Source organism: Gracilibacillus alcaliphilus (assembly GCF_016909015.1).
Classification (GTDB): Bacteria; Bacillota; Bacilli; order Bacillales; family Amphibacillaceae; genus Gracilibacillus; species Gracilibacillus alcaliphilus.
This window is the reverse complement of record NZ_JAFBFA010000001.1, coordinates 45,541-66,081: the sequence shown is the minus strand read 5'-3', so window position 1 is coordinate 66,081 and position 20,541 is coordinate 45,541. Positions and strand designations below refer to the sequence as shown.

Sequence of the window (20,541 nt, the reverse complement as noted above, 5' to 3'; positions counted from 1 at the left end):
AAGGAGGGTTTTCTATGCGTAACGAAAAAGGGTTCACATTAATCGAAATGTTAATCGTCCTTGCCGTAATCAGTATTTTGTTAATTTTATTCATTCCTAATCTAGCTAATAAAAGTGACAATATTAATACCAAGGGTTGTGAAGCTTTACTGCAGATGGCGGAGAACCAAGTGCTGGCTTATGAAATCGATCAAGGAAAAAAGCCAACCAACTTGGATGAACTTGTCAGAGAAGGCTATCTGGAAACCACTGAATGCAGTAATGGCAGTAAATATATTGGCTTTGATAATAATCAATTAAAAATTCTAAGTCGATGAAAAATCAGCAAGCTGGCTTTACATTAGTGGAACTTCTTTTTTCCTTAGCGATAATCAGCTTTCTGCTTATAATAAGCAGCTCTCTACTCCTCAGAGGTTTTGACTCCATTCAATATCAAAGCTTTCAGCAACAATTCCATCAAGACCTTCTATACCTGCAGCAATTATCACTCACACAGAAAGACAATGTTTATCTAGAAATGAACCCTCTGCAAAACAAATATACGATTCGTCAAAAAGGATGGGGGCGTATTTTGATCGAACGAAACCTGCCAAGTACATGGAAGATTCAAACCAACTCATTAGGCAGAATCATTGAATTCTCACGTACTGGCAACATTAGAAAACCTGGTGCTATGCGCATTACAACAAATCATAGCATTGTGACGATTACGTGTCCTTTTGGAAAAGGAGGATGTTATAGTGAAAAAAGATAAGCAATCGGGCTTCTATATGTTAGAAGCCTTAATTGCCATCTCAATTTTTTTAGGGAGTTGTTTCACACTGCTCCCCCTTCAGTATCATGTTCTTCTAGAACAAAAAGTCCTGACTGAGAGAGATTATGCCCTCTATTTTCTGTCTGAAAGGCTTCATGAGGCATGGCTCTCCAAGCAGTTTCCCATATATACGACCTATCATGAGATCACTAACCAACCATTGACACTTGAAATAACTGATTCTTCAGATTTATTAAAAGGGTGTGTGACTTGGCTAAATGAAAAAGATGATCAAACGACACAATGCCTATATTTACTATTACCGGAATAATCGTGGGTATATCTTGTTAGAAGTACTGTTATCCCTCCTTTTATTTATCGGTTTATTAGCATGGCTGACACAATTAATAGGACAATGGCAGCAAATAGACAACAAGCAGCGTTTGCAAATATATCACTTCCATCACCTTATCGAATTTGAATTACAGTTATCAATCTCTGTTCAAGTAAATAATAACCAGCTGCATTTTATACAGCACTCCGGCGATGTCGTTAGTATCTCGTTTGTCAATCAGAAGATTCGCAGGCAAGTCAATTATACAGGGCATGAAGAATTACTAAGAAATATTCGCGACTTTCATGTCGATGAACGAGATAAAGATATTGTCATAATGGTAAATACGAATAGTGGTGAATATTTTGAGAAAATACTTGCGAAAAAAATGGAATAATAATGGCGGTTATATATTTCCTACAACCAGCATAATTATTCTTTTGCTTCTCTTTATTACGTTTCATCAAATAAACCAGTACCAGATAGAAAGAGAACTGCAGCAATTGAATAAGGAACAGTATAAATTAGAGATGCTTTATCATAAGGGATATCAATTAACGATAATCAATCCCCCTGTCACTTCCGATCACTACCTATTTCCTGACGGAACCATTACTATTACACAAATGTCCTCTATTTCAACATATCCAACTTACCAACTAGAATTAGAAACAGATACCGGTGCTTCCCGCCTGTCCTATGTATATCTTATTGAATAAAGGTCAAACTATTTGTAATGACTTCCATGCATATGTAAGCTAATGCAGAGAGTCACCATGTATTTTTATTGTACTTTTTAAACATCCTCCTGAAGAATAATTTACTTTTGATGTGGAGTCGTTTATAATAAGGAGAGACTTCCGTCAGTGCCTTTGTGTAAACTGATGGATACTTTCCAATGCATTAACGAATAAGATGATCGCATGATCTGTTCTTCAAGGACACATTATGCCATTTAGTTTTATAAGGTTTAATGCGTTGTGAGAATGGATACATAGTGATTAAAAAGGAGGGGGAGCAATGGATCGGGTCTTCCGTATGCTTGCTTTTTGGACAGCAATCTTTACTGTTATGTTTTATGTTGGACATATGGAAACAATGGCATATCTATTCCTAGCCCAAACGGTGTTCTTCTTAGGTGTTGGATACTTAAAGTTATCGGAAAGAATGTATATGTATTTATTTGGAGCTTACTGTACTATCTTCTTTATTGGATTTACATTCTACACCAACTTTATTCTTGTTCCTGGATTCGGACACTAAAAACAAAAACGCTCTGGTCAATTATGACCAGAGCGTTTTTGTTTCTTTTTTTTCACAGGACTAACAAAGGTAAAAAGCTCTGTTATTGGCAGTCTTATTTTAGAATCATATAAATGGATTACTGTCTTGTTCTGACTTAATCGTTGTCTCTGGTCCGTGTCCCGGGTAAACAATATAATCATCTGGCAGAGAGTATAGTTGTTCCTTAATACTTGTTTCTAACTGTTCAAAGTCTCCGCCAAATAAATCTGTTCGCCCAATACCTCCAGCAAATAAACAGTCGCCTGACACAACAAAACGTCCTTCTTCAAAGATAAACGAGACTCCTCCTGGTGAATGCCCTGGTGTCTTCCGAATAGAAATCACGATATCACCAAAGCTAAGTTGTGGTTCAGAGAAAAAGTGGTCTGCTTCCCGAACAGCTACCTCTCCCATGCCGAATAAGGCAGACCCATTTCGTTCTGGGTCACCCAACCAGCCTCTCTCTGCTTTATCCAGATAAACCGGAATCTCAAATCGACTTCTCAGTTCCTCTAAAGCAACTATATGATCAAAATGAGCATGTGTCAGCAGAATAGCTTGCGGTTGTACCTGAAGTTCTTGTAAGGCTCTGATAATCGCTGTTGGCTCTCCAGAAGGATCAATAACAACTGCTTTATTTTTTTTTGCCACTATATAACAATTAGTGCCTAGTGGTCCTAATGATAATTGTCTGATTTCCATAAAAACTAACACTCCTTTGTAAGGTTTTGATAGACAAATTCTCTCTTATCATTTAAAATAATTATGAATTAGTTTTATATACATATTATAATGGTAAAAGGTAATCATGAAAAAGTATTTACTTTTAGTAACGTAAGGAGGGCACATCATGGAATTAGGTTTTATTATACTGGTTGTAACCGTTTTGTGTGTAATCGCTGTTGTTCGCGAGTTCAAATCACAAAATATGCTCGGAGCTGGCTTCGCTGCCATTTCAGCTCTTGTATTTGGTTTCTTCTCTATCGCAACCTTGTATTGGGAGTTGATTCACCCTTTCTTTGGAGACTGATCGATAAAAGGGTAGCTTTTGTGTCCTACCCATTAAATAAAAAGCCGTATGGCTTTTTTTTATGCACAAAATCTTATTCATGTGACTCATGTTTTCCATTGATAGCTCTGTAAGAAACTAAATTCGAAGCGGAAACCACATAATAAAAGGGATGAACAGATTTGATTGTTCATCCCTTTTTATATTTATTTTTCCTCTTTCTGTGCTTGTTCATCTTTGAAATCATAGAATCTGAATAGATCTCCAAAAATGATTTCATCCGAGTAATTCAATTCCTGTTCTACTTTTTCAATCATTGGTTCGCAACCAGTTTGTGGATCTTCAGGATCCGCTAACTCATCTTCTGGTGTAGGTTCAATCAGTTCACCTGTTTCTCGATTGAAACATTGTGACTTCGTGTAGACATAGTCATCCGTGATAAAGCTTCCGTCACGGAAGGCAATAAAGTCTTTGCGTTCATCGCTAAACAGATCTGTACCAAATGATAAGTCTTCTTCTGCATCCAGGCCAATTAAGTTAAGGATAGTTGGTTTTACATCAATTTGTCCGGCAACCTTAGAGACAACTCCACCCTCTTGACCAGGAATGTGAACGTAAAAAGGAACTCGTTGTAATTGTACATGTAAATAATCAGTATATTCTTCTTCATCTAAATATTGAAGCATAGCACGCTTGTGGAAATCACTAATACCATAGTGGTCTCCCATTAGAATAATAATAGAATCATCATAGACGCCGGATTCCTTCAAATACGTAAAAAATTCTTCTACAGCCTCATCCATATAACGTGCTGTTTGGAAATATTTATTTAGTGTATTTGAATTAGAATCATACTGATCAATCGTTGCATCTTCTTCATCCAAATCAAATGGATAGTGGTTTGTCAACGTGATAAACTTCGCATAAAACGGCTGGTCTATTTGCTCTAAATATTTGATCGATTGTTTAAAGAAATCTTTATCCTTTAACCCCCAACCAATAGAATTTTCTTCTGTAACCTCAAATGCATTCTCATCGTAGAAATGATCATAGCCAATATTGTCATACATCACATCTCGGTTCCAAAAACTTTTATTGTTAGAATGGAATACAGATGTATAATAATCTTGATTATTCAAAATTTCTGGCAAGGCGTGATAATCATTTTGTCCATGTGTAAAGTAAACAGCTCCCCTTGGAGAAGGATACAGTGAATTCTCTACAATAAACTCGGAGTCAGATGTTTTACCTTGTTCTGTTTGATGATAGAAATTCTCGAAATAATAACTGTCATCAATTAAATCATTTAAGAAAGGCGTTACCTCTTCCCCATTTACTGTATTGTTAATAACAAAGGTTTGCAAAGATTCTAAAGAGATAAAAATAACATTCTTCCCTTCTGCTATACCATGCATTTCCTCGCTGCCTGGGATGGTTGCCTCTTCCTTAATATAGTCTGCAATATCATTCAGCTCATTACCATCAGCAAATACACGCTGAGCCTTTGATTTCGAATGCAATACCGCATCATAGATATGATAATTGAATACGCCAATATTTTTTACTAAATATTCTCGGTCAAATGTTCTTTGTAACAATTGAGGTCGTTCAATTTCTGCAAGTACATAGTTCCCCACTAGACATGCAATAGAAATGGTAATAACCAAGCCTCTATAGCGTTTAGAAAAGCTAACTGCCAATTGGTCGCCGTATTTTTTTGCGATAAACCAAATGATGATCACGTCAGCAAATAATGTAATATCCCAGAATTTAATTAAATCAAGGACACTGCTTCCTAAGTCAGCAACATTACTACCTTGGAATAACACAGGAATGGTAATAAAGTCACTAAAATTTCGGTAGAAAACAATGTTGAAATACAAGATTAAACTACCTATCAATATACCATATTTAATAAATTTTAATTGTCTTCGCTCATTAAAGAACAAACTTAATGAGAAAAAGAACAATGCTGTCACAAATGGGTTGATCAGAAGTATAAACTCTTGCATATTGTTTTCCAGTGAAATATTAAATACAAATCGGTATACAATATATGTCTTAGCTCCGAACAACAATGCTGCGATTAAAAACAAAGGCATTTGCAGCTTCTTCTTAAACATATTTTTCCTCCTCAAAACATTTCGTCCCTAACCCCTACATCAGAGTACGGCAGCTTTCCCGTCAGTAATCTATTAAGAAAAACTGCTATTCATCTAGTTTATCTTTATATTATATATAGACGAATCAAAATAGACTTATGTTTCATTTATTTTTAAATAATTTAAAAATAAATCGACACCTTAAAGATTCTAACATATTTTAACTATTTTGCAACACTAAATATGCTCCGCCATAAACTCCAGCATCATTTCCTAATTGTGCTATTTCAAAATCACATGCTTCATTTGTTCGTGGTAATGTGTATTTCTCAAAGGCTTCTTTCAAAGGTTCTAAGATAATATCTCCAGCCTTGGAAACGCCACCTCCGATAACAATTTTAGCAGGGTTGGTAGTAATTGCCAGCATCGCCAATGTGGCCCCCAGCACATCACAAACATGTAATAACAACTCCTTGCAATCAGCATCGCCTGCTTCCGCTACTTCAAACACATCTTTTGCGGTTATAGCACCATTTTGTTCTTTACGCTGTTGCAATGGTTCTGCTTTCCCCACTTCCATTAACTCTTGCGCTTGGCGGACGATTCCTGTGGCAGAAGTTACTGTCTCCAGACAGCCATATCTGCCACAGTTACAATATGCTCCATCTTTCTCTACTGTGATATGACCGATTTCTGCACCAGTACCATTGGCACCACTTATTACTTGACCGTTTGCAATAATACCGCCTCCAACGCCAGTACCCAATGTAACGGCAATCATATTCTCCACTTGATTACCTGATCCCATCCAATTCTCACCTAAAGCTGCGATATTCGCATCATTTTCAACATAAACAGGCAGACCAGAAACCTTTTCCAAGATATCTTTCAGAGCAAAGTCTTGCCATCCAATATTTACTGCTATAGCTACTTTACCCGTTTCTGGCTCGATGAAACCTGGAGCACCTACTCCCATGCCAAAAAAGCGGTCTTTACTTATATCTAATTCTGTTAATTTGTTTTCTATAGAGGCCCATACATCATCCGGCACCCGTACACCCTGGTCCGATAAATCTGTATTAACCTCCCACTTCGCAATTAATTCCCCTTGTTTTGTAATAATGGCATTTTTTACTGTCGTGCCTCCAATGTCAATTCCAATTAATAAATCCTTCTCCATCAGGCTCACCCTTTAACTATTTTTTCTCTTTCTTTGTTAATAACTATTTTGGCTGTTAACCATTCCTCTTTTGTGATCATATTCACTTGATAAAGTTCAAGTAATTCATCTTCCATTAAGTCTAAATCTGCCGTACGGTCACCAGAGTAAATGACACTGCCAAACCGCAAAAGCATTTTTCGTACATCATACATATCCTTCATTTCTTATCACCTAAGATATTATAACAAAATCAAAGGTAAAAAGAAATAAAAATACCTACAAGATCCTAACCTCAAAAATCCTCTAGACTCATATCACTGTTTATGCTTTTACATAAAAAAATGGCGTTTGCACGCTTTAACACGGCAAAACACCATTAGCATATTTTAATTGAACGTAGGAAATAACCATCCATAATTGTTATTTATCGATCCGGATCTTTAGGATTTAAAAAGGCCGGTCGTTGGGAATTCTGAGTAACTGGCAGACGCAGCAGTACCTGTAAAAAGGCCTTACCATCAAACGGGATAAACGGCCAAAAATACCCAATATAAAAAGTCTTCAATTGTGTTAAGTACAAAATATAAAGTGTTGTGCCAAGAACAAATCCTTTCAAGCCAAACAGAGCCGTCACCACTAGCAATAACAAGCGAATGATACGGTTAGCTAGACTTAATTCATAACTAGGTGTTGCAAAGGTCCCCATCACCACTGCAGCCAGATAAAGGACTACTTCATTAGAAAACAATCCTACCTCAACGGCAATTTGTCCGATAATAATCGCAGAAACTAAACCCAGTGCTGTAGCCAGGGCAGACGGTGTATGAATAGCGGCCATTCGCAATACATCAATTCCAACCTCCGCTATGAGAAATTGTAATATTAAAGGTATCATGCCAATCTCATTAGGGCCAATAAAGATTAACTTCTCTGGAAGCAGATCTGCTTCTATCGATAAAAGATAGTAAAGCGGCAAAATAAAAATCGACGACCAAACAGCAATGAACCGAACCAATCGCAAATAGACCCCGATAAATGGTTTTTGCCGATACTCTTCCGCATGTTGCAAATGATGCCAAAAAGTGGATGGGGTAATCATCACACTTGGTGAACCATCCACCATCACAAGAATATGCCCTTCATACAAATGTTCAGCCGCCGTATCCGGCCGTTCCGTATACCTGATTGTCGGATACGGGTTCCACGTGTTCTCACTTAAATATTCTTCAATTGTCTTCTCTGCCATCGGTAATCCATCGGTATCAATTCGCTCCAGGTGATCTTGGAGCATTGTTACCTTCTTGGGGTCGGCAATATCGTCTAAGTAGCAGATACAAATATCTGTCTTTGAGCGTCTGCCAATTGTCATATACTCCATTCGTAATGAGCGATCGCGTACTTTCCGTCTTGTTAAAGCCGTATTAAAAACAATCGTTTCCACATAGCCATCTCTTGCCCCGCGAACTACCCGTTCCAAATCTGGTTCTTCCGGTCCTCGAACTGGGTACGTTCTAGCATCAATCATAATAATTTCGGCAATACCTTCCACCACAAGGGCAGTAGGACCGGACAGAACCAGATCTGCGGCTGTCTGTATATCTTTTTCTACATCTACTTCTACATAAGGTATATTGGACTTGATTAACCGTTCTAGCGGATCACTGCTTAAAGCCTCCTCATCCAGTTGAGCTAGGAACTGCATGAGATAAAGCAGGATATCATCTTTCACTAAACCGTCTACTAGAAATAAACTCATTCGTTTTCCAGCATATTTTACATCAAGATGTATCAAATCAAAACTCTTATCAACAGCTAGGTAATCATGTATATATTGTACCTTTGCCTCATAGTCATAATATAAAGAATCTAGTTGATCCATTCAGCGCCCTCTTTCTATCCCTGTTTTCAGATAGCATTTGCCAAATAGGCCAATTTCATACAACAGGAAATGGGACAAGCCAGGATAAATTGCACGGATTGTCACTTTATACTGGTAAACAAACATGGAAAAGCTGGATAAGGAAAGGCGGCAGTTTATGAAAAAATATCGAACCTTTTTAACTAGACGTTGGCACACCATTCTCTGCATTCTATTTATGATTATTGTATTAGCCCTATTGCTGCAAAAAGACTTGGCGGAAGAAACAATTCAATACTTCCCTCCCGATGAAGCTGCTCATTTTGTTGAAGCAGCTACTGAACTCAGCTTATCAGAAGACACCGAACAAGACAGCGAACAGATAAAATGGCATTCACATAGTGCTTCCAATCAAAAGATGTATCTTCGGCAAGATATTTCGCTCGTATTCAAAAATGGTTACCTGTTTGGGATACAAAGCATATGGAAACAAAATGAAGCAAAGATTACACTTGATTCCGATTTTCCTGCTGATAAAAATACCCTGCTTCAATCCATTTCCTATCATCATGGTGAAATTCATTATCCAAAAGAAGAAATACGCAGTATCCAACAGATGTCTGCAGACCATCTGTACCTCACTGAAGAACTTGTTTCTTTCAAAAAGGCAACACCTGACCAGCAGCCATGGCAGGACCAGTTGGATCAAGCCACAAGACAAAGGCTACAAACCACTTGGAAACAGTGGATGGCAGATCAACAAATTGATGTAGATCAGTACGATCAAGTACCGCTGATAGATCTTATCCAATTTCAACGGCATCCTATGCAAGGGTTTACTCAAGCAGAAACAGATCAGATCATGGGCCAGTTATGGGAGGGACTATATCGCAATTATTTAATCCCGCTTATTGATGACAACAACTTGACCAAGGTGAATATGCCCCTGATTCTGCTTAGTGTGAAACATGACCATTTACTTGTCCTATATAACACACCTGATCAGCAAGTACAGAGCTTACGTCAGCAAACAGGAAAGCAACCTTAAGATTGCTTTCCTGTATCTGATGCCGGAACATCGCTTAGTATTTCTTCATACAACTCTTGATAATTTTCTTCTCTGTCATTTATCTCTAACAATTGTTCCATTGCCGCTAGAGCTTCTTCTTGTCTATCCTCCTGATGATATAACAAGGCTAAGTTAAACCATGCCTCTTCAAATTCAGGCCGTTCCTCCACTACTTCCTTTAAATCTGTCTCCGCTTGAACATAATCCGATAAGCGGATATAGGCGACAGAGCGGAGGAATAACAGCTCCGGCTTTAACTCATTTGCATATGGCAGCGCTTGATCAATCGTTTCTACCATCTCCGGGTACCTTTCTTCTGCTAATAATTGCTGGGCATGTTGCCCTCTCAGTGTTTCATGATTTTGCACCTCGTCATTAGATACACCATACCAAATGACACCGGCTACATACATCAAATAAACGACCAAGGCAAGCAGCTGCTGCAACCTTGCTTTCATTTCCGGCAGCATAACCATTGCGGCCACAATAAAGCCACCCACTAGGCCGCCCAAATGAGCACCGTTATCGATCTGCGGTATGGTAAAGCCGAAGATTATATTTAGGATTACAATAAAAATCACATTGGCACCTATCGTTTTAAAAAATAGATTTGGCTTCTTCAAGCCGAAATATAACAAGGCGCCAAACAAGCCAAAAATGGCACCAGAGGCACCTGCCCCAACACTTGGATTAAAAGCGAAACTGCAAAGACCGCCAGCAATTCCCGAAAGAAAATAAATCAAGAAAAACCGCAGATTTCCATACATCCGTTCTACTAAAGTGCCGATAAAAAATAAGGCCATCATATTGAGAAGCAGATGCAGGATTCCAATATGAAGGAACATCGAGGTAATAATCCGCCACCATTCTCCATCTAAGACGGCTATATTATATTTGGCGCCAAACTCAATCAATACCTCAGGATTCATCGATCCGCCCTGCGATTCCACCAGGAGAAACAACACTACATTGATAACAAGCAGAAAATAAGTGATGTACGGTTTGGCACGCCGAAAAACATGTTGTACTTTTTTGGCTTCCTGTTTATGAAGCTGACTAATCCGTTGCTGTAAGGCTTGCACTTCATAGGTAAGATACAGCCCCTGTCCAGATACAGTAAAACTTAAAGGTTTCTGCAGCTTGGCCTCTCTAAAAAAGCGAACAAGATCTTCCTGATCCTCTCTCTCCCATATATATACTTTGGAGGACTCGATTTTCTTATACTTTTTCACAGGTTCCTGTGCTTGCCTCCCACCTTCCAGAGGCTGGTATTCATTGATAAACAAGTGATAGAAGGAGACCTTTTGAAATAATAAGGCTTGCTGCAAATTCTTTAACACATTCTCTTCCACTGATTGAACCGAACGCAGCAAATCCTCCCGCCATTCTGCTTGTTTAGTGGAAACATGAACGATATGACTATGACGTTTCTCACGTTTCCATAACAAATAATTTTGAAAATCTGGAGAAGCTGTAAGTAACTCATAATGTTCTTCTTCCATTAAATGAAGGACTAGTTTACATTGCACAAATTGATTATCTACTAGCATGGACAACACCCACCTTACTATTGTTCTCATCATACCATGTTATCGGTAAGCTGGAACAATAATAAGTCATTAATGCTGAGAAAAAATTGAATGGACCATTTTTTTACGAAAGTAAGGAATGCTCATCATGATTCGCACGCCGCTTTTTCTTAATATTGGTATGCTTACGGCCGTATTGACTATTTGTTTTCGGCCAAACCACACCATCCCAATACTGCCAATTACCAAAAAAACCTTTAATAGTTTCATCTTTTTCACTCCTTAGATGTTCTATCAAAAGTTTGTCCGTAAAGCTATTTTTTTATGTAAAGAAACTGGCCGCAACTATATCTTTCTGATCTAGCGTTGTTTGGCAGAGCAAAATATCTTGCCAAAATTGGTGATAAGCACATCAACAGGAATATCATGCTCTTCTGTAATTAGTGCTTCGACAATTTGAAAATCAGCGGCTAAGGCAACAGTAGCACCTTGATAATCGGCTAAAAATCTGTCATAGAAACCACCGCCGTATCCAATCCGATAACCTTGTTTATCAAATAGAATCCCAGGTACAATTACTAAATCAATCTCCTGTTTGCTTATAGCTGTGGCAGTGCCTAACGGTTCTTGCAGTGTTTTCCATGTTACTTCTAAAGGATCTCCTTCTTTATATACATGAAAAGACATCTCATATGTTGCCGGATCCGTGCGCGGAATCACCACCTGTTTTCCTAAGGCTTGGGCTTTCTGCATAATTGGTCCAGTCTGCCATTCTAACCCTTTGGAAAGGGTGATTGCCAGGACAGAAGCTGTGCTCCATTCGGGTAAACGAAACAAATGCTGATACAATTGTTGTTCTGTGACCTTCCGGTTATGATGTAACCTCCATAAAGTCATTGTTTGCCGGCGCAGTTGTTGTTTTATATCATCCATTACCTTGTCACCTACTATACTAGCGTCTAACATAATGATTTAGTTCTCTCTGTTCTGTCAAGTGAGACAAAACCCATCATATGAAAAAAACCCTTACTTTGGACAGAGTAAAGGTTCTTTTACATACTTATTTTGTTTCACGGTGTAACGTATGACGTTTCAAACGTGGGCTATATTTTTTAAGCTCAATACGTTCTGGGTGTTTACGTTTATTTTTAGTCGTAATGTAATTACGATCACCTGTTTCCGTACAAGCTAATGTAATATTAACGCGCATCATTTTCCCTCCAAACTAAATCGAACATAGTTTCCGATTCATAATCGAAACACTTCCTCAAATATCATAGCAAAAACCGTCGATTATTTCAAGTAATTGTTTAATCCATGCAGCAAATATGGTATAACTAAATTATGAAATATACTTTAGGAGGAAAGTCATGATTTTCGCAATTGGTACTGTTATCGTTATAGGTGTAGTTTTGTGGATAACATCCTTTTTCTTACAAGATAAATTTAAACATCTTGAAGAACAAATGGAACAATTATCTATCTCATCACTACAAGAAACCTATCAATTAAAGAAAAAAATCAATGTCTTAGAAGAGGAACTATTAATGGATGACTTCTCTATGCAGCGCTCATTACAGTTTAAAACCCAGATGTCTGCTTCTGTTATAAGCGAAGTAAAAGAATTATACCAGCAAGGACATGATACAGATTCTATTGCAGAACAACTGAATTTAGATGAGTATGATGTAATTGCTATTGTTAAATAACCACTGGAATTCACTACAAATGAGGGATGAATGTTGAAACAAATCGTGAGAGCTTTTTCTTTAGGCTTAATTACGGCTGGTATTATTTTTATGATCATTTACTTTATTGATGAGGACAGCTCTAATCAAGCTTCTTCTCCCGTAACAGTCGAAGAAGCTATCGAACTAGTAGAAAGCAATGGCTATTATGTATATGACGAAGAAATGGCAGTAAGTGTAGAAGATCAAGAAGATGAGGAAACAACTAATATAAACTCGCCGGATCAGGAAGAGGGAATCGATGCAGAAACAGAAGATGCTGATAATGAAGAGGCAGATGGCCACATGATTACGATTATGATTGAGTCTGGCATGGGAATCAGCGATATTATAGCTTTATTAGAAGAAAACAATGTTTTAGATGATCCTCAAGCATTTACTACATATTTGACAGAAAATGACTTAAGCAGATTTATCCAAGCTGGTGAATTTACTGTAGAAACCGATGTGTCACCAGAAGAATTAGCTAATACATTAACTAGACAAAATACGGAGTAGCCTCTCAGAGCACTCCGTATTTCTTTTTACAACAAAAAAAGCCAATGTCTTCGGACACTGACTGGTAAGATATAACCGCCCGTTTAACAGATGATTTCCATTTTGCATAAAACCAACTTACTCAAAGCTCTCTCGATTATTCATTTAAATCTAATGATTCGCCTTTAACCAGGTACATAACATCTTCCCCGATATTGGTGGCATGATCACCAATCCGCTCTACATAACGGCCGCTAAATGCCATTTGCATCACATGTTGTATTTCCTCTGGATCGGTTGCCTTTTCTTCCAATAATTCTTTCATAATTGTGCCGTAAAATTGATCAATCATATCGTCTAATGAGGCCAGTCTTCTTGCTAAGGTAATATCCTCATACTCATAAGCCTTCATCGCCAAATCAATCATTTCTATCGCTATTTCCTTCATTTCCCGTATAGCCGAGTGAGGCTTCACCCTTGGATTACTGCCAAGATGAACCGTTGCCTTTGCGATATTCTTTGCATTATCAGCCATTCGTTCCAAATCAGTTGATATGCGTAGGGCTACCACCAGTCTGCGTAGATCTCTGGCTACCGGCTGCTGTCTCGCAATCAGCACAATCGCTTCATCATTAATCTGATGATCTAATGCGTCCAATTGTTTATCTTGATCAATAACTTGCTTTGCTTTTGCCACATCTGCCTTATAAAGACAGTCAACCGCCTTGGATAACTGCTCTTTCGTTTTATTTGCAAATTCAATAATTAATTTTTCGATATGTTGTTGTTCCGCATGGAACATTGATCTTGCTACCATACCAATAGACAGCTCCCTTCTTAGCCAAAACGTCCTGTAATATAATCCTCTGTCCGCTTGTCTGATGGATTAGAAAATAGTTGATCTGTTTCTGAGAATTCAACTACTTCTCCATTTAACATAAAGACGGTTTTATCCGAAATTCGTGCTGCCTGTTGCATGTTGTGTGTCACGATAATAATCGTATATTGCTTTTTTAACTCTTTCATCAGCTCTTCAATTTTCAACGTAGATATAGGATCTAACGCAGAGGTTGGTTCATCCATTAAGATAACATCAGGCTCTACTGCTAAACAACGTGCTATACAGATACGCTGCTGCTGTCCGCCTGATAAACCATAAGCATTTTGGTGAAGACGATCCTTGACCTCATCCCAAATAGCTGCTCCGCGTAAGCTTTTCTCGACAATTTCATCGAGAATAGCTTTCTTCTTGATTCCATGAATTCTTGGACCATAAACTATATTCTCATAAATAGATTTAGGAAAAGGGTTTGGCTTTTGGAATACCATACCAACTTGTGTTCTTAGATCTTCCACCTTGATCGATTTATCTAAAATATTTTTATTCTTGTAAGAAATACTGCCAGATGTGCTCACACCAGGCACTAATTCAACCATTCGATTTAAAGTCTTAATATACGTTGATTTTCCACAACCCGACGGCCCAATAATAGCTGTTACTTCATTTTCCAATATTTCTAAATTAATATTCTTGAGCGCATGGCTGTTTCCATACCATAAATCTAAATTCTTCGTATCATAAATCACTGATTTTTCTTTTATCTGTGATAGTGCTTCCTTATCGTCCTGACTAGTCTGCAGATCGATTTTAATGCCTTTCTCTGTCAGTGTACTCATGTTTCCACTCCTTGCTTATCTGTTGTTTTCTCTCGCATAACTGAATGATTAGTATGATTGTTGATATTTATTGCGGATAAAAATCGCGATAGAGTTTAAAATGAATAAAATAACCAACAATACAATGATAGTTGCCGCTGCTAAATTCGCATATTCCGCTACTAAAGAAGAATCAAGTGTCCAATAGTAAATTTGCATTGGTAATGCTGTAAACGTATCAAACAAACCACCTGGAAGTGGTATTAACAACGCCGGGATTCCAAGAACCGTCAATGGTGCTGTCTCACCAATAGCTCGTGACATAGCCAAGATAGCACCGGTTAAGATACTTGGAATAGCTGCTGGTAAAATGATCCGACGAATTGTCTGCCATTTTGTGGCCCCCATTCCATAAGAAGCTTCCTCTAAATAACCTGGGACAGCTCTTAATGCCTCTTGAGCAGATACAACTAAGATTGGCAAAACTAATAAAGATAAGGTCAAACCACCAGCCAAGACAACATTTCCAAAAGCCATTAGCCGAACAAATACGGTTAAGCCTAATAATCCATAGACAATGGATGGAACACCAGCTAAGTTAGCAATATTAGTTTCGATGATCGATTTCATAAAACCCTTTTTGGCATACATTTCTAAATATATCGCTGTTCCCACACCTACTATCAAGGTAACAGGTATCACTACTAACATGACCCATAAAGTGCCGAGAATGGCTCCAGAAATACCTGCCGTATTAGGATCGGTTGATAAACGTGAAGTGAGGAATGAGAGATCTAACCAGGCCATCCCATCCGCTACCACTCGGTAAATCAAAATTGCCAGCACAAAAAGGCCAAATAAAGTAGAAAGGAAAAATATTGACTTCCAAAATGTATTTATACGGACTCTTGCATTGATTTTATTAGGTTGACGCATTACTGCTTGTGACTTTGCCATTAATATTCCTCCCTAAATTTACGAGAGACATACTTTGCCAGTAAATTCATGATTAAAGTAAATGCAAACAAGGTTAATGCAACAGCATATAAACTATAATGCAAGGTTGAACCAGCAGGTGCTTCCCCGCCAGATACTTCAACAATGTAGGCTGTCATTGTCTGCATCGATTGTGTCAAGTCAAATGTGAAATTCTTTGAGCTCCCACTGGCAATAGTCACAATCATTGTTTCACCAATTGCCCTAGAAATCGCTAATACAAAGGAAGCAATGATACCAGACAGTGCTGCTGGAATTACCACTTTAAACGTTGTTTCTAATCTGGTTGTACCCATAGCAAGTGAGCCTTCCCGAATACGGTTAGGAACAGATGACATTGCATCCTCTGATAAAGAAGCAATCATCGGAATGATCATGACACCCATTACCAGCCCTGGGCTTAAAATATTTGTAGCCTCTACTTGCGGCCAAATGGCGCGAATGATTGGTGTAACAAATGTGAAGGCAAAGAAACCATAAACAATGGTTGGAATACCCGCCAAAACCTCTAATAAAGGTTTCAGCACCCTCCTTACCTTATCAGATGCATATTCACTCAAGTAAATAGCTGACATTAAACCAATTGGACCTGCAACTAAAATTGCAATGATCGATGAGATAAGCGTTCCATTTAACAAAGGCAGTATTCCAAACTGCGGATCTTGACTAAGCGGTTTTAGCTCTGTACCTGTAAAAAAATCAAGTATCGGCACTTCCATGAAGAAATGGATTGCTTCCGAAATTAATGTGTACAATATCCCTATAGTTGTCAGTATCGTGATGGACGCAAGCAAGAAAAGAAACACTGGTATGCTTTTTTCATTAAAGTTATGAAAACTTTTCTTCTGCTTATTTTGCGCAATCATTTCACTGACTGAAACAGCATTATTCTCTTTTTTGCTGTGACTAGTCATTTACTTTGGCAACTCCTTTGGTAAACAAACAGTAAAATGAGATCTTGTCCCTCATTTTACTGTTGTTACGGTAAATTTCCTGCATGTATTGATTATTGAATACTTTCAATTTCTTCTAATTGAGTTTGTAGTTCCTCATCTGGAATTGGAGCAAATCCTGTTTCACCCGCAAAATCATTGATTTTTTCAGCGATAAACTTAGTAAAGTCCAAAACTTCTGGTTTTTCTTGTGCATTACCTACATTTAAGTAAGTAAATACGGGACGAGTATAATCGGCATATGGTCCTTCTTCACCGATGGTATCAAGTGATGGAACAACAGCACCTTCACCAAAATCAATTCCAACGGCATTTAATTTGTCTTGATTACTGTCATAGTACCCAAATCCGAAGAAACCAATTGCATTCGGATCTTCTGAAATCAATGTTACAAGTGTAGAATAATCTTGTTGAAGGTTGATACCACTAACCATGTCTTGTTCTTCTAAAATTCCTTCATAGAAAAATTCATATGTTCCATGGTTCTCATTAGGACCATACGTTTGAATATCTTCTGCTGGCCAGTCTGGATTAATATCAGACCATTGTGTGACATTTCCTAAGAAAATATCATTTATTTGTTCTGCCGTTAATTCCGTTACCCAATCATTGTCAGGACTAGTTACTATGGTTAAACCATCTAAGGCTACCTTAATTTCCATAACATCTATTCCAAGTTCATCTGCTTTCGCTGTCTCTTCATCCTTAATAGGTCGTGAGGCATCATTGAAGTCTGTACCGCCTTCTGCTAGGAATTTCTCAAATCCTGCACTTGTTCCTGCCCTGCTTACTTCGACCGATACGTTTGGCTGTTCATTTATCATATATTCTTCTGCTAATTTTGCCATTAACGGATAAACAGTACCTGAACCATCGATAGCCACTTTACCTTCCAATTCTTCCCCTGAAGCAGATTCTCCACTTTCAGCAGATTCTCCACCTTCAGCAGAACTGCCACTTTCTTCATTACCACTGCCACAAGCTGCTAACAAACCTGCTGTTAAAATTGTAAATAAACCAATTGCTAACCATTTCATTTTGTTTTTCATCTCTTTATTGCCCCCAGTATCTATAAATATTGGTGAAGCTGTCTTATCTGAGCTTCTACACCTATAATACCCAACAATTATTAATGTACTATTAACCGATTGTAAAGAAATCGTAAATGTAGATTAAAAAAGGTAAAGGTGGCAATACTATTAGATTACGCAATAAAGCAGCAGGCAGTAATGATAATTATCTTTTATCCAAGATATAACTTTACATTTTTCAGTTCTTCCTATACCCCTGTTTGTTACTCTGCTCGAACACTTATGTTATGGACAGTTAGCTTTGTGATAAAAAAATAAAAGAAGAACTAGATCTCTCTAGTCCTTCTTTATTACTTCGTACCATATAAACTTTTGGCAAGGGTTAATTTCCGCCATGTCAAGCAGTTGTATTCCATCTCATTGTTTTCAAAGCAGCACAAGTGGTTATTCTTCTTCATGGTCATTTACTTCATCTACTTTTTCATCATCTGTTTTGTCTTTCAATTCATAATAGGCTTCGATCGCCCTTTTGCCGATTTCATGATTGATTGGATACTGATTAGATCCCGTCCCATTCTTCGGTACAACTACCGCAAAAGCAACTTCCGGATCTTCTGCTGGACTGTAGCCAACAAGAGTTAAATTTTCGGTATCCCTGATCTCACCATTAACATATTGCGGATTTTGTGCGGTACCGGTTTTTCCAGCAACTTCATATGGAATACTGCTCCAATGGCTTTGAGCCGTACCACTTGTAAATACCCGGCGGAATCCTTCTTGAACCCGCTCAATATATTTTTCCTCCATATCAATGCGATTCAATACTTCTGGATCAATTGATTCGATTAATTTTCCCGGCATACCATCACCAGTACCCGGTTCACGGATTTCTTTTACTAAATGCGGACGCATTCGATAGCCATCATTGGCTATTGTAGCCACATATTGTGCCAGTTGTAATGTTGTATAGGCATCATAGTTACCAAACGACAAGTCGAGCAAGTTACCTGCTAATGGATTTGTACCAATTACACCATTTGCCTCAAACGGCAAATCTACACCTGTACTAACACCTAAACCAAACTGGCTGTAGTAATTTCGGAAGGTATTAAAGGCATCAAAATTAAAGTTGTAGAGCGGTTCATTGCGTTGATAAGTTGCCCCGCTGATTCGTAAGGCAATCCGCATCATATAAGCATTGGATGATTTCTCCAAGGCCTGCACATCATTTAGGCTGGAACCAAGGTAAGCATAAGAAGACTTCTCTGCAGAACCCCGGATCTTAATCGGTGATTCATCTAATACTGTACCAATATCAATAACTCCTTCTTGATATCCAGCTAATACTGTTGCCCCTTTAATGGAGGAACCAGGTGCATGGGAATCATAAACATTGCGGTAGGCATTATTTAAATATTCTTTCTCTTCCCGATCATACCTAATTGCTGACATGGCCAGAATTTCGCCGGTTCGGGGATCCATTAAGACAGCCATTGCATCCTCAAGGTAGCCCGAATTATTTACCGGATGGTTGATTGCGGTGCGCAGCTCATCTTCGACAATATTATCTAATTCTTCCTGTAAATCCATATCAACAGTCAGTACAATATCTTTACCGCGCTGTCCTTCCACTACCACCTCTGAATTAATAACTGTACCATTGGTATCGGTTGTGTATTTCACTTTTTCTTTGCGGCCGCGCAGGACATGTTCATACTGCTGTTCAAGACCGCTTGTCCCGACACGGTCATTCCATGTATAGCCATTAGCTAAATAATACTCACTGTTCTCATCAGGAATACCATTATCCGAACTGGTCAAATTCCCTAGGAAAGAACTAAAAGTATCATCGTACAATGGTTTGCGGTCCCAGTCAATCACTGCATCGATTCCGACCATTTCCGGCAAATGTTCAGATACCTTGGCATATTCTTCATCTGTCAATCCTTCGTTTACTATGACATGAGGGGACAATTCATAGGCTGCATCCAGCTCTTTTTTTATTGCAATCACATTTAACAGATCATGATTCCAGTCAATGGAGGCTAACTCTTCATCGGTTATCGACTTTAATTCCTCTTGATACTTTTCACCCGGATCTAAGTCCTCCTCTTCTTCGGTTAGTCGTTCTTGAATCTCTTCTGCATGCAATAAGTAGTAATATTCTCGTCTGTCCCGGTCTGTTATAACGTCCTCCAATTCTTCTTCATCTTTGTATATGGTTATATAATTAGCCAAATCTTCTGCTAACTTTAGCTTATTTTCTGCTGTATCACCATTTTTGGGCGGTGTATACGTAATCGACTTTACAGCCTGATTATCTAAGACTAAGTTGTACTGACTGTCGTAGAACTTCCCTCGTGGGACCGGTTTTTCGGACGGAGTATTCTCGGTTTGATTAATTTGCCGCTGTGCTTCTTCACCATTCAGGATTTGCACGACACCTAATTGGATAATCAATAAGGAAAAAATAGCAAATACCGAAATAAATAGTATGTTTAAACGAAAAGGAAGCTGTGATTTCTTTTTCTTTAATTTCTTTTTCCCCTTCTTGAAATCTTGGTTAAAATCCATTTTCT

The 20,541-nt window shown here is 38.2% G+C and carries 25 protein-coding genes; 10 read left to right on the top strand and 15 right to left on the bottom strand.

Going from position 1 to position 20,541, the window contains the following annotated elements:
- Positions 1-14: 14 nt before the first annotated feature.
- The 6 genes from comGC to JOD18_RS00340 all read left to right on the top strand — a co-directional run bounded on the left by comGC (position 15) and on the right by JOD18_RS00340 (position 2,351).
- Entirely contained in the window at positions 15-317 is a 303-nt protein-coding gene (comGC, locus tag JOD18_RS00365) for a competence type IV pilus major pilin ComGC (RefSeq protein ID WP_204666898.1), read from the top strand.
- The gene (comGD, locus tag JOD18_RS00360; protein ID WP_204666897.1) at positions 314-754 is read left to right on the top strand and encodes a competence type IV pilus minor pilin ComGD; all 441 of its coding nucleotides are present in this window, start codon (positions 314-316) and stop codon (positions 752-754) included. The genes comGC and comGD overlap by 4 nt, the downstream gene beginning before the upstream one ends.
- Positions 741-1,085, top strand: coding sequence for a type II secretion system protein (locus tag JOD18_RS00355; protein WP_204666896.1), 345 nt, complete (start codon positions 741-743; stop codon positions 1,083-1,085). Before comGD ends, JOD18_RS00355 begins: the two co-directional genes overlap by 14 nt.
- Positions 1,033-1,485 (top strand): ComGF family competence protein, encoded by a 453-nt coding sequence (locus tag JOD18_RS00350; RefSeq protein WP_204666895.1) that lies wholly within the window; start codon positions 1,033-1,035, stop codon positions 1,483-1,485. The genes JOD18_RS00355 and JOD18_RS00350 overlap by 53 nt, the downstream gene beginning before the upstream one ends.
- Complete coding sequence (locus tag JOD18_RS00345) at positions 1,466-1,807, top strand: hypothetical protein (protein ID WP_204666894.1); 342 nt, start codon at positions 1,466-1,468, stop codon at positions 1,805-1,807. Before JOD18_RS00350 ends, JOD18_RS00345 begins: the two co-directional genes overlap by 20 nt.
- A gap of 301 nt (positions 1,808-2,108) precedes the next feature.
- Positions 2,109-2,351: a DUF2626 domain-containing protein gene (locus JOD18_RS00340; protein WP_204666893.1), complete on the top strand. Its 243-nt coding sequence runs from the start codon at positions 2,109-2,111 to the stop codon at positions 2,349-2,351.
- Positions 2,352-2,456: 105 nt separating this feature from the next.
- Here JOD18_RS00340 and JOD18_RS00335 read toward each other — a convergent pair whose 3' ends face one another.
- Complete coding sequence (locus tag JOD18_RS00335; RefSeq protein ID WP_204666892.1) at positions 2,457-3,074, bottom strand: MBL fold metallo-hydrolase; 618 nt, start codon at positions 3,072-3,074, stop codon at positions 2,457-2,459.
- A gap of 148 nt (positions 3,075-3,222) precedes the next feature.
- On the opposite strand from JOD18_RS00335, the gene JOD18_RS00330 reads away from it, so the two are divergent.
- On the top strand, positions 3,223-3,402 hold the full coding sequence (locus JOD18_RS00330) for a DUF2759 family protein (RefSeq protein WP_204666891.1): 180 nt from the start codon (positions 3,223-3,225) through the stop codon (positions 3,400-3,402).
- 185 nt (positions 3,403-3,587) lie between these two features.
- On the opposite strand, the gene JOD18_RS00325 is transcribed toward JOD18_RS00330, so the two are convergent.
- The 4 genes from JOD18_RS00325 to JOD18_RS00310 form a co-directional block, all read right to left on the bottom strand.
- Entirely contained in the window at positions 3,588-5,504 is a 1,917-nt protein-coding gene (locus JOD18_RS00325; RefSeq protein ID WP_204666890.1) for an LTA synthase family protein, read from the bottom strand.
- Positions 5,505-5,703: 199 nt separating this feature from the next.
- Positions 5,704-6,663 carry an ROK family glucokinase gene (locus JOD18_RS00320; RefSeq protein WP_204666889.1) on the bottom strand — a complete coding sequence of 320 codons (960 nt, stop codon included), beginning with the start codon at positions 6,661-6,663 and terminating at the stop codon, positions 5,704-5,706.
- A gap of 5 nt (positions 6,664-6,668) precedes the next feature.
- Positions 6,669-6,866 (bottom strand): YqgQ family protein, encoded by a 198-nt coding sequence (locus JOD18_RS00315; RefSeq protein WP_204666888.1) that lies wholly within the window; start codon positions 6,864-6,866, stop codon positions 6,669-6,671.
- Between the two features lie 203 nt (positions 6,867-7,069).
- Complete coding sequence (locus tag JOD18_RS00310; RefSeq protein WP_204666887.1) at positions 7,070-8,524, bottom strand: spore germination protein; 1,455 nt, start codon at positions 8,522-8,524, stop codon at positions 7,070-7,072.
- A gap of 157 nt (positions 8,525-8,681) precedes the next feature.
- Between JOD18_RS00310 and JOD18_RS00305 the strand changes: the two genes are divergently transcribed.
- A complete protein-coding gene (locus JOD18_RS00305; RefSeq protein WP_204666886.1) occupies positions 8,682-9,551 on the top strand; it encodes a hypothetical protein in 870 nt (289 codons plus the stop codon).
- Here the strand turns inward: JOD18_RS00305 and JOD18_RS00300 are convergent.
- The 4 genes from JOD18_RS00300 to rpmG form a co-directional block, all read right to left on the bottom strand.
- Positions 9,548-11,122, bottom strand: coding sequence for a rhomboid family intramembrane serine protease (locus tag JOD18_RS00300; protein ID WP_204666885.1), 1,575 nt, complete (start codon positions 11,120-11,122; stop codon positions 9,548-9,550). The two genes, JOD18_RS00305 and JOD18_RS00300, sit on opposite strands and share 4 nt — an antisense overlap.
- Before the next feature lie 69 nt (positions 11,123-11,191).
- A complete protein-coding gene (locus tag JOD18_RS00295; protein WP_204666884.1) occupies positions 11,192-11,371 on the bottom strand; it encodes a hypothetical protein in 180 nt (59 codons plus the stop codon).
- Positions 11,372-11,461: 90 nt separating this feature from the next.
- Entirely contained in the window at positions 11,462-12,034 is a 573-nt protein-coding gene (locus JOD18_RS00290) for a 5-formyltetrahydrofolate cyclo-ligase (protein WP_204666883.1), read from the bottom strand.
- Between the two features lie 127 nt (positions 12,035-12,161).
- Complete coding sequence (rpmG, locus tag JOD18_RS00285; protein ID WP_143894352.1) at positions 12,162-12,311, bottom strand: 50S ribosomal protein L33; 150 nt, start codon at positions 12,309-12,311, stop codon at positions 12,162-12,164.
- Between the two features lie 160 nt (positions 12,312-12,471).
- Here rpmG and JOD18_RS00280 point away from each other — a divergent pair, with 160 nt between their 5' ends.
- On the top strand, positions 12,472-12,810 hold the full coding sequence (locus tag JOD18_RS00280) for a hypothetical protein (protein WP_204666882.1): 339 nt from the start codon (positions 12,472-12,474) through the stop codon (positions 12,808-12,810).
- Positions 12,811-12,840: 30 nt separating this feature from the next.
- Positions 12,841-13,347: an endolytic transglycosylase MltG gene (locus JOD18_RS00275; protein ID WP_204666881.1), complete on the top strand. Its 507-nt coding sequence runs from the start codon at positions 12,841-12,843 to the stop codon at positions 13,345-13,347.
- 136 nt (positions 13,348-13,483) lie between these two features.
- On the opposite strand, the gene phoU is transcribed toward JOD18_RS00275, so the two are convergent.
- The 6 genes from phoU to JOD18_RS00245 all read right to left on the bottom strand — a co-directional run bounded on the left by phoU (position 13,484) and on the right by JOD18_RS00245 (position 20,536).
- Entirely contained in the window at positions 13,484-14,143 is a 660-nt protein-coding gene (gene phoU / locus JOD18_RS00270; protein ID WP_204666880.1) for a phosphate signaling complex protein PhoU, read from the bottom strand.
- Between the two features lie 20 nt (positions 14,144-14,163).
- Entirely contained in the window at positions 14,164-15,003 is an 840-nt protein-coding gene (gene pstB, locus JOD18_RS00265) for a phosphate ABC transporter ATP-binding protein PstB (protein WP_204666879.1), read from the bottom strand.
- A 48-nt stretch (positions 15,004-15,051) separates the two neighbouring features.
- A complete protein-coding gene (pstA, locus tag JOD18_RS00260; protein ID WP_204666878.1) occupies positions 15,052-15,939 on the bottom strand; it encodes a phosphate ABC transporter permease PstA in 888 nt (295 codons plus the stop codon).
- Positions 15,939-16,892, bottom strand: coding sequence for a phosphate ABC transporter permease subunit PstC (gene pstC, locus JOD18_RS00255; RefSeq protein WP_204666877.1), 954 nt, complete (start codon positions 16,890-16,892; stop codon positions 15,939-15,941). The genes pstA and pstC overlap by 1 nt, the downstream gene beginning before the upstream one ends.
- A 92-nt stretch (positions 16,893-16,984) precedes the next feature.
- Positions 16,985-17,980, bottom strand: a complete 996-nt coding sequence (locus JOD18_RS00250; RefSeq protein ID WP_204666876.1) for a PstS family phosphate ABC transporter substrate-binding protein — start codon at positions 17,978-17,980, stop codon at positions 16,985-16,987.
- 426 nt (positions 17,981-18,406) lie between these two features.
- The gene (locus JOD18_RS00245; protein WP_204666875.1) at positions 18,407-20,536 is read right to left on the bottom strand and encodes a peptidoglycan D,D-transpeptidase FtsI family protein; all 2,130 of its coding nucleotides are present in this window, start codon (positions 20,534-20,536) and stop codon (positions 18,407-18,409) included.
- Between the last annotated feature and the right edge of the window lie 5 nt (positions 20,537-20,541).

Excerpts from the sequence above, each read along its gene's own strand:
- comGC (WP_204666898.1), top strand. The coding sequence starts at position 15 with ATGCGTAACGAAAAAGGGTTCACATTAATCGAAATGTTAATCGTCCTT.
- comGD (WP_204666897.1), top strand. The coding sequence starts at position 314 with ATGAAAAATCAGCAAGCTGGCTTTACATTAGTGGAACTTCTTTTTTCC.
- JOD18_RS00350 (WP_204666895.1), top strand. The coding sequence starts at position 1,033 with ATGAAAAAGATGATCAAACGACACAATGCCTATATTTACTATTACCGG.
- JOD18_RS00340 (WP_204666893.1), top strand. The coding sequence starts at position 2,109 with ATGGATCGGGTCTTCCGTATGCTTGCTTTTTGGACAGCAATCTTTACT.
- JOD18_RS00335 (WP_204666892.1), bottom strand. The coding sequence starts at position 3,074 with ATGGAAATCAGACAATTATCATTAGGACCACTAGGCACTAATTGTTAT.
- JOD18_RS00330 (WP_204666891.1), top strand. The coding sequence starts at position 3,223 with ATGGAATTAGGTTTTATTATACTGGTTGTAACCGTTTTGTGTGTAATC.
- JOD18_RS00325 (WP_204666890.1), bottom strand. The coding sequence starts at position 5,504 with ATGTTTAAGAAGAAGCTGCAAATGCCTTTGTTTTTAATCGCAGCATTG.
- JOD18_RS00320 (WP_204666889.1), bottom strand. The coding sequence starts at position 6,663 with ATGGAGAAGGATTTATTAATTGGAATTGACATTGGAGGCACGACAGTA.
- JOD18_RS00315 (WP_204666888.1), bottom strand. The coding sequence starts at position 6,866 with ATGAAGGATATGTATGATGTACGAAAAATGCTTTTGCGGTTTGGCAGT.
- JOD18_RS00310 (WP_204666887.1), bottom strand. The coding sequence starts at position 8,524 with ATGGATCAACTAGATTCTTTATATTATGACTATGAGGCAAAGGTACAA.
- JOD18_RS00305 (WP_204666886.1), top strand. The coding sequence starts at position 8,682 with ATGAAAAAATATCGAACCTTTTTAACTAGACGTTGGCACACCATTCTC.
- JOD18_RS00300 (WP_204666885.1), bottom strand. The coding sequence starts at position 11,122 with ATGCTAGTAGATAATCAATTTGTGCAATGTAAACTAGTCCTTCATTTA.
- JOD18_RS00295 (WP_204666884.1), bottom strand. The coding sequence starts at position 11,371 with ATGAAACTATTAAAGGTTTTTTTGGTAATTGGCAGTATTGGGATGGTG.
- JOD18_RS00290 (WP_204666883.1), bottom strand. The coding sequence starts at position 12,034 with ATGGATGATATAAAACAACAACTGCGCCGGCAAACAATGACTTTATGG.
- rpmG (WP_143894352.1), bottom strand. The coding sequence starts at position 12,311 with ATGCGCGTTAATATTACATTAGCTTGTACGGAAACAGGTGATCGTAAT.
- JOD18_RS00280 (WP_204666882.1), top strand. The coding sequence starts at position 12,472 with ATGATTTTCGCAATTGGTACTGTTATCGTTATAGGTGTAGTTTTGTGG.
- JOD18_RS00275 (WP_204666881.1), top strand. The coding sequence starts at position 12,841 with ATGTTGAAACAAATCGTGAGAGCTTTTTCTTTAGGCTTAATTACGGCT.
- phoU (WP_204666880.1), bottom strand. The coding sequence starts at position 14,143 with ATGGTAGCAAGATCAATGTTCCATGCGGAACAACAACATATCGAAAAA.
- pstB (WP_204666879.1), bottom strand. The coding sequence starts at position 15,003 with ATGAGTACACTGACAGAGAAAGGCATTAAAATCGATCTGCAGACTAGT.
- pstA (WP_204666878.1), bottom strand. The coding sequence starts at position 15,939 with ATGGCAAAGTCACAAGCAGTAATGCGTCAACCTAATAAAATCAATGCA.
- pstC (WP_204666877.1), bottom strand. The coding sequence starts at position 16,892 with ATGACTAGTCACAGCAAAAAAGAGAATAATGCTGTTTCAGTCAGTGAA.
- JOD18_RS00250 (WP_204666876.1), bottom strand. The coding sequence starts at position 17,980 with ATGAAAAACAAAATGAAATGGTTAGCAATTGGTTTATTTACAATTTTA.
- JOD18_RS00245 (WP_204666875.1), bottom strand. The coding sequence starts at position 20,536 with ATGGATTTTAACCAAGATTTCAAGAAGGGGAAAAAGAAATTAAAGAAA.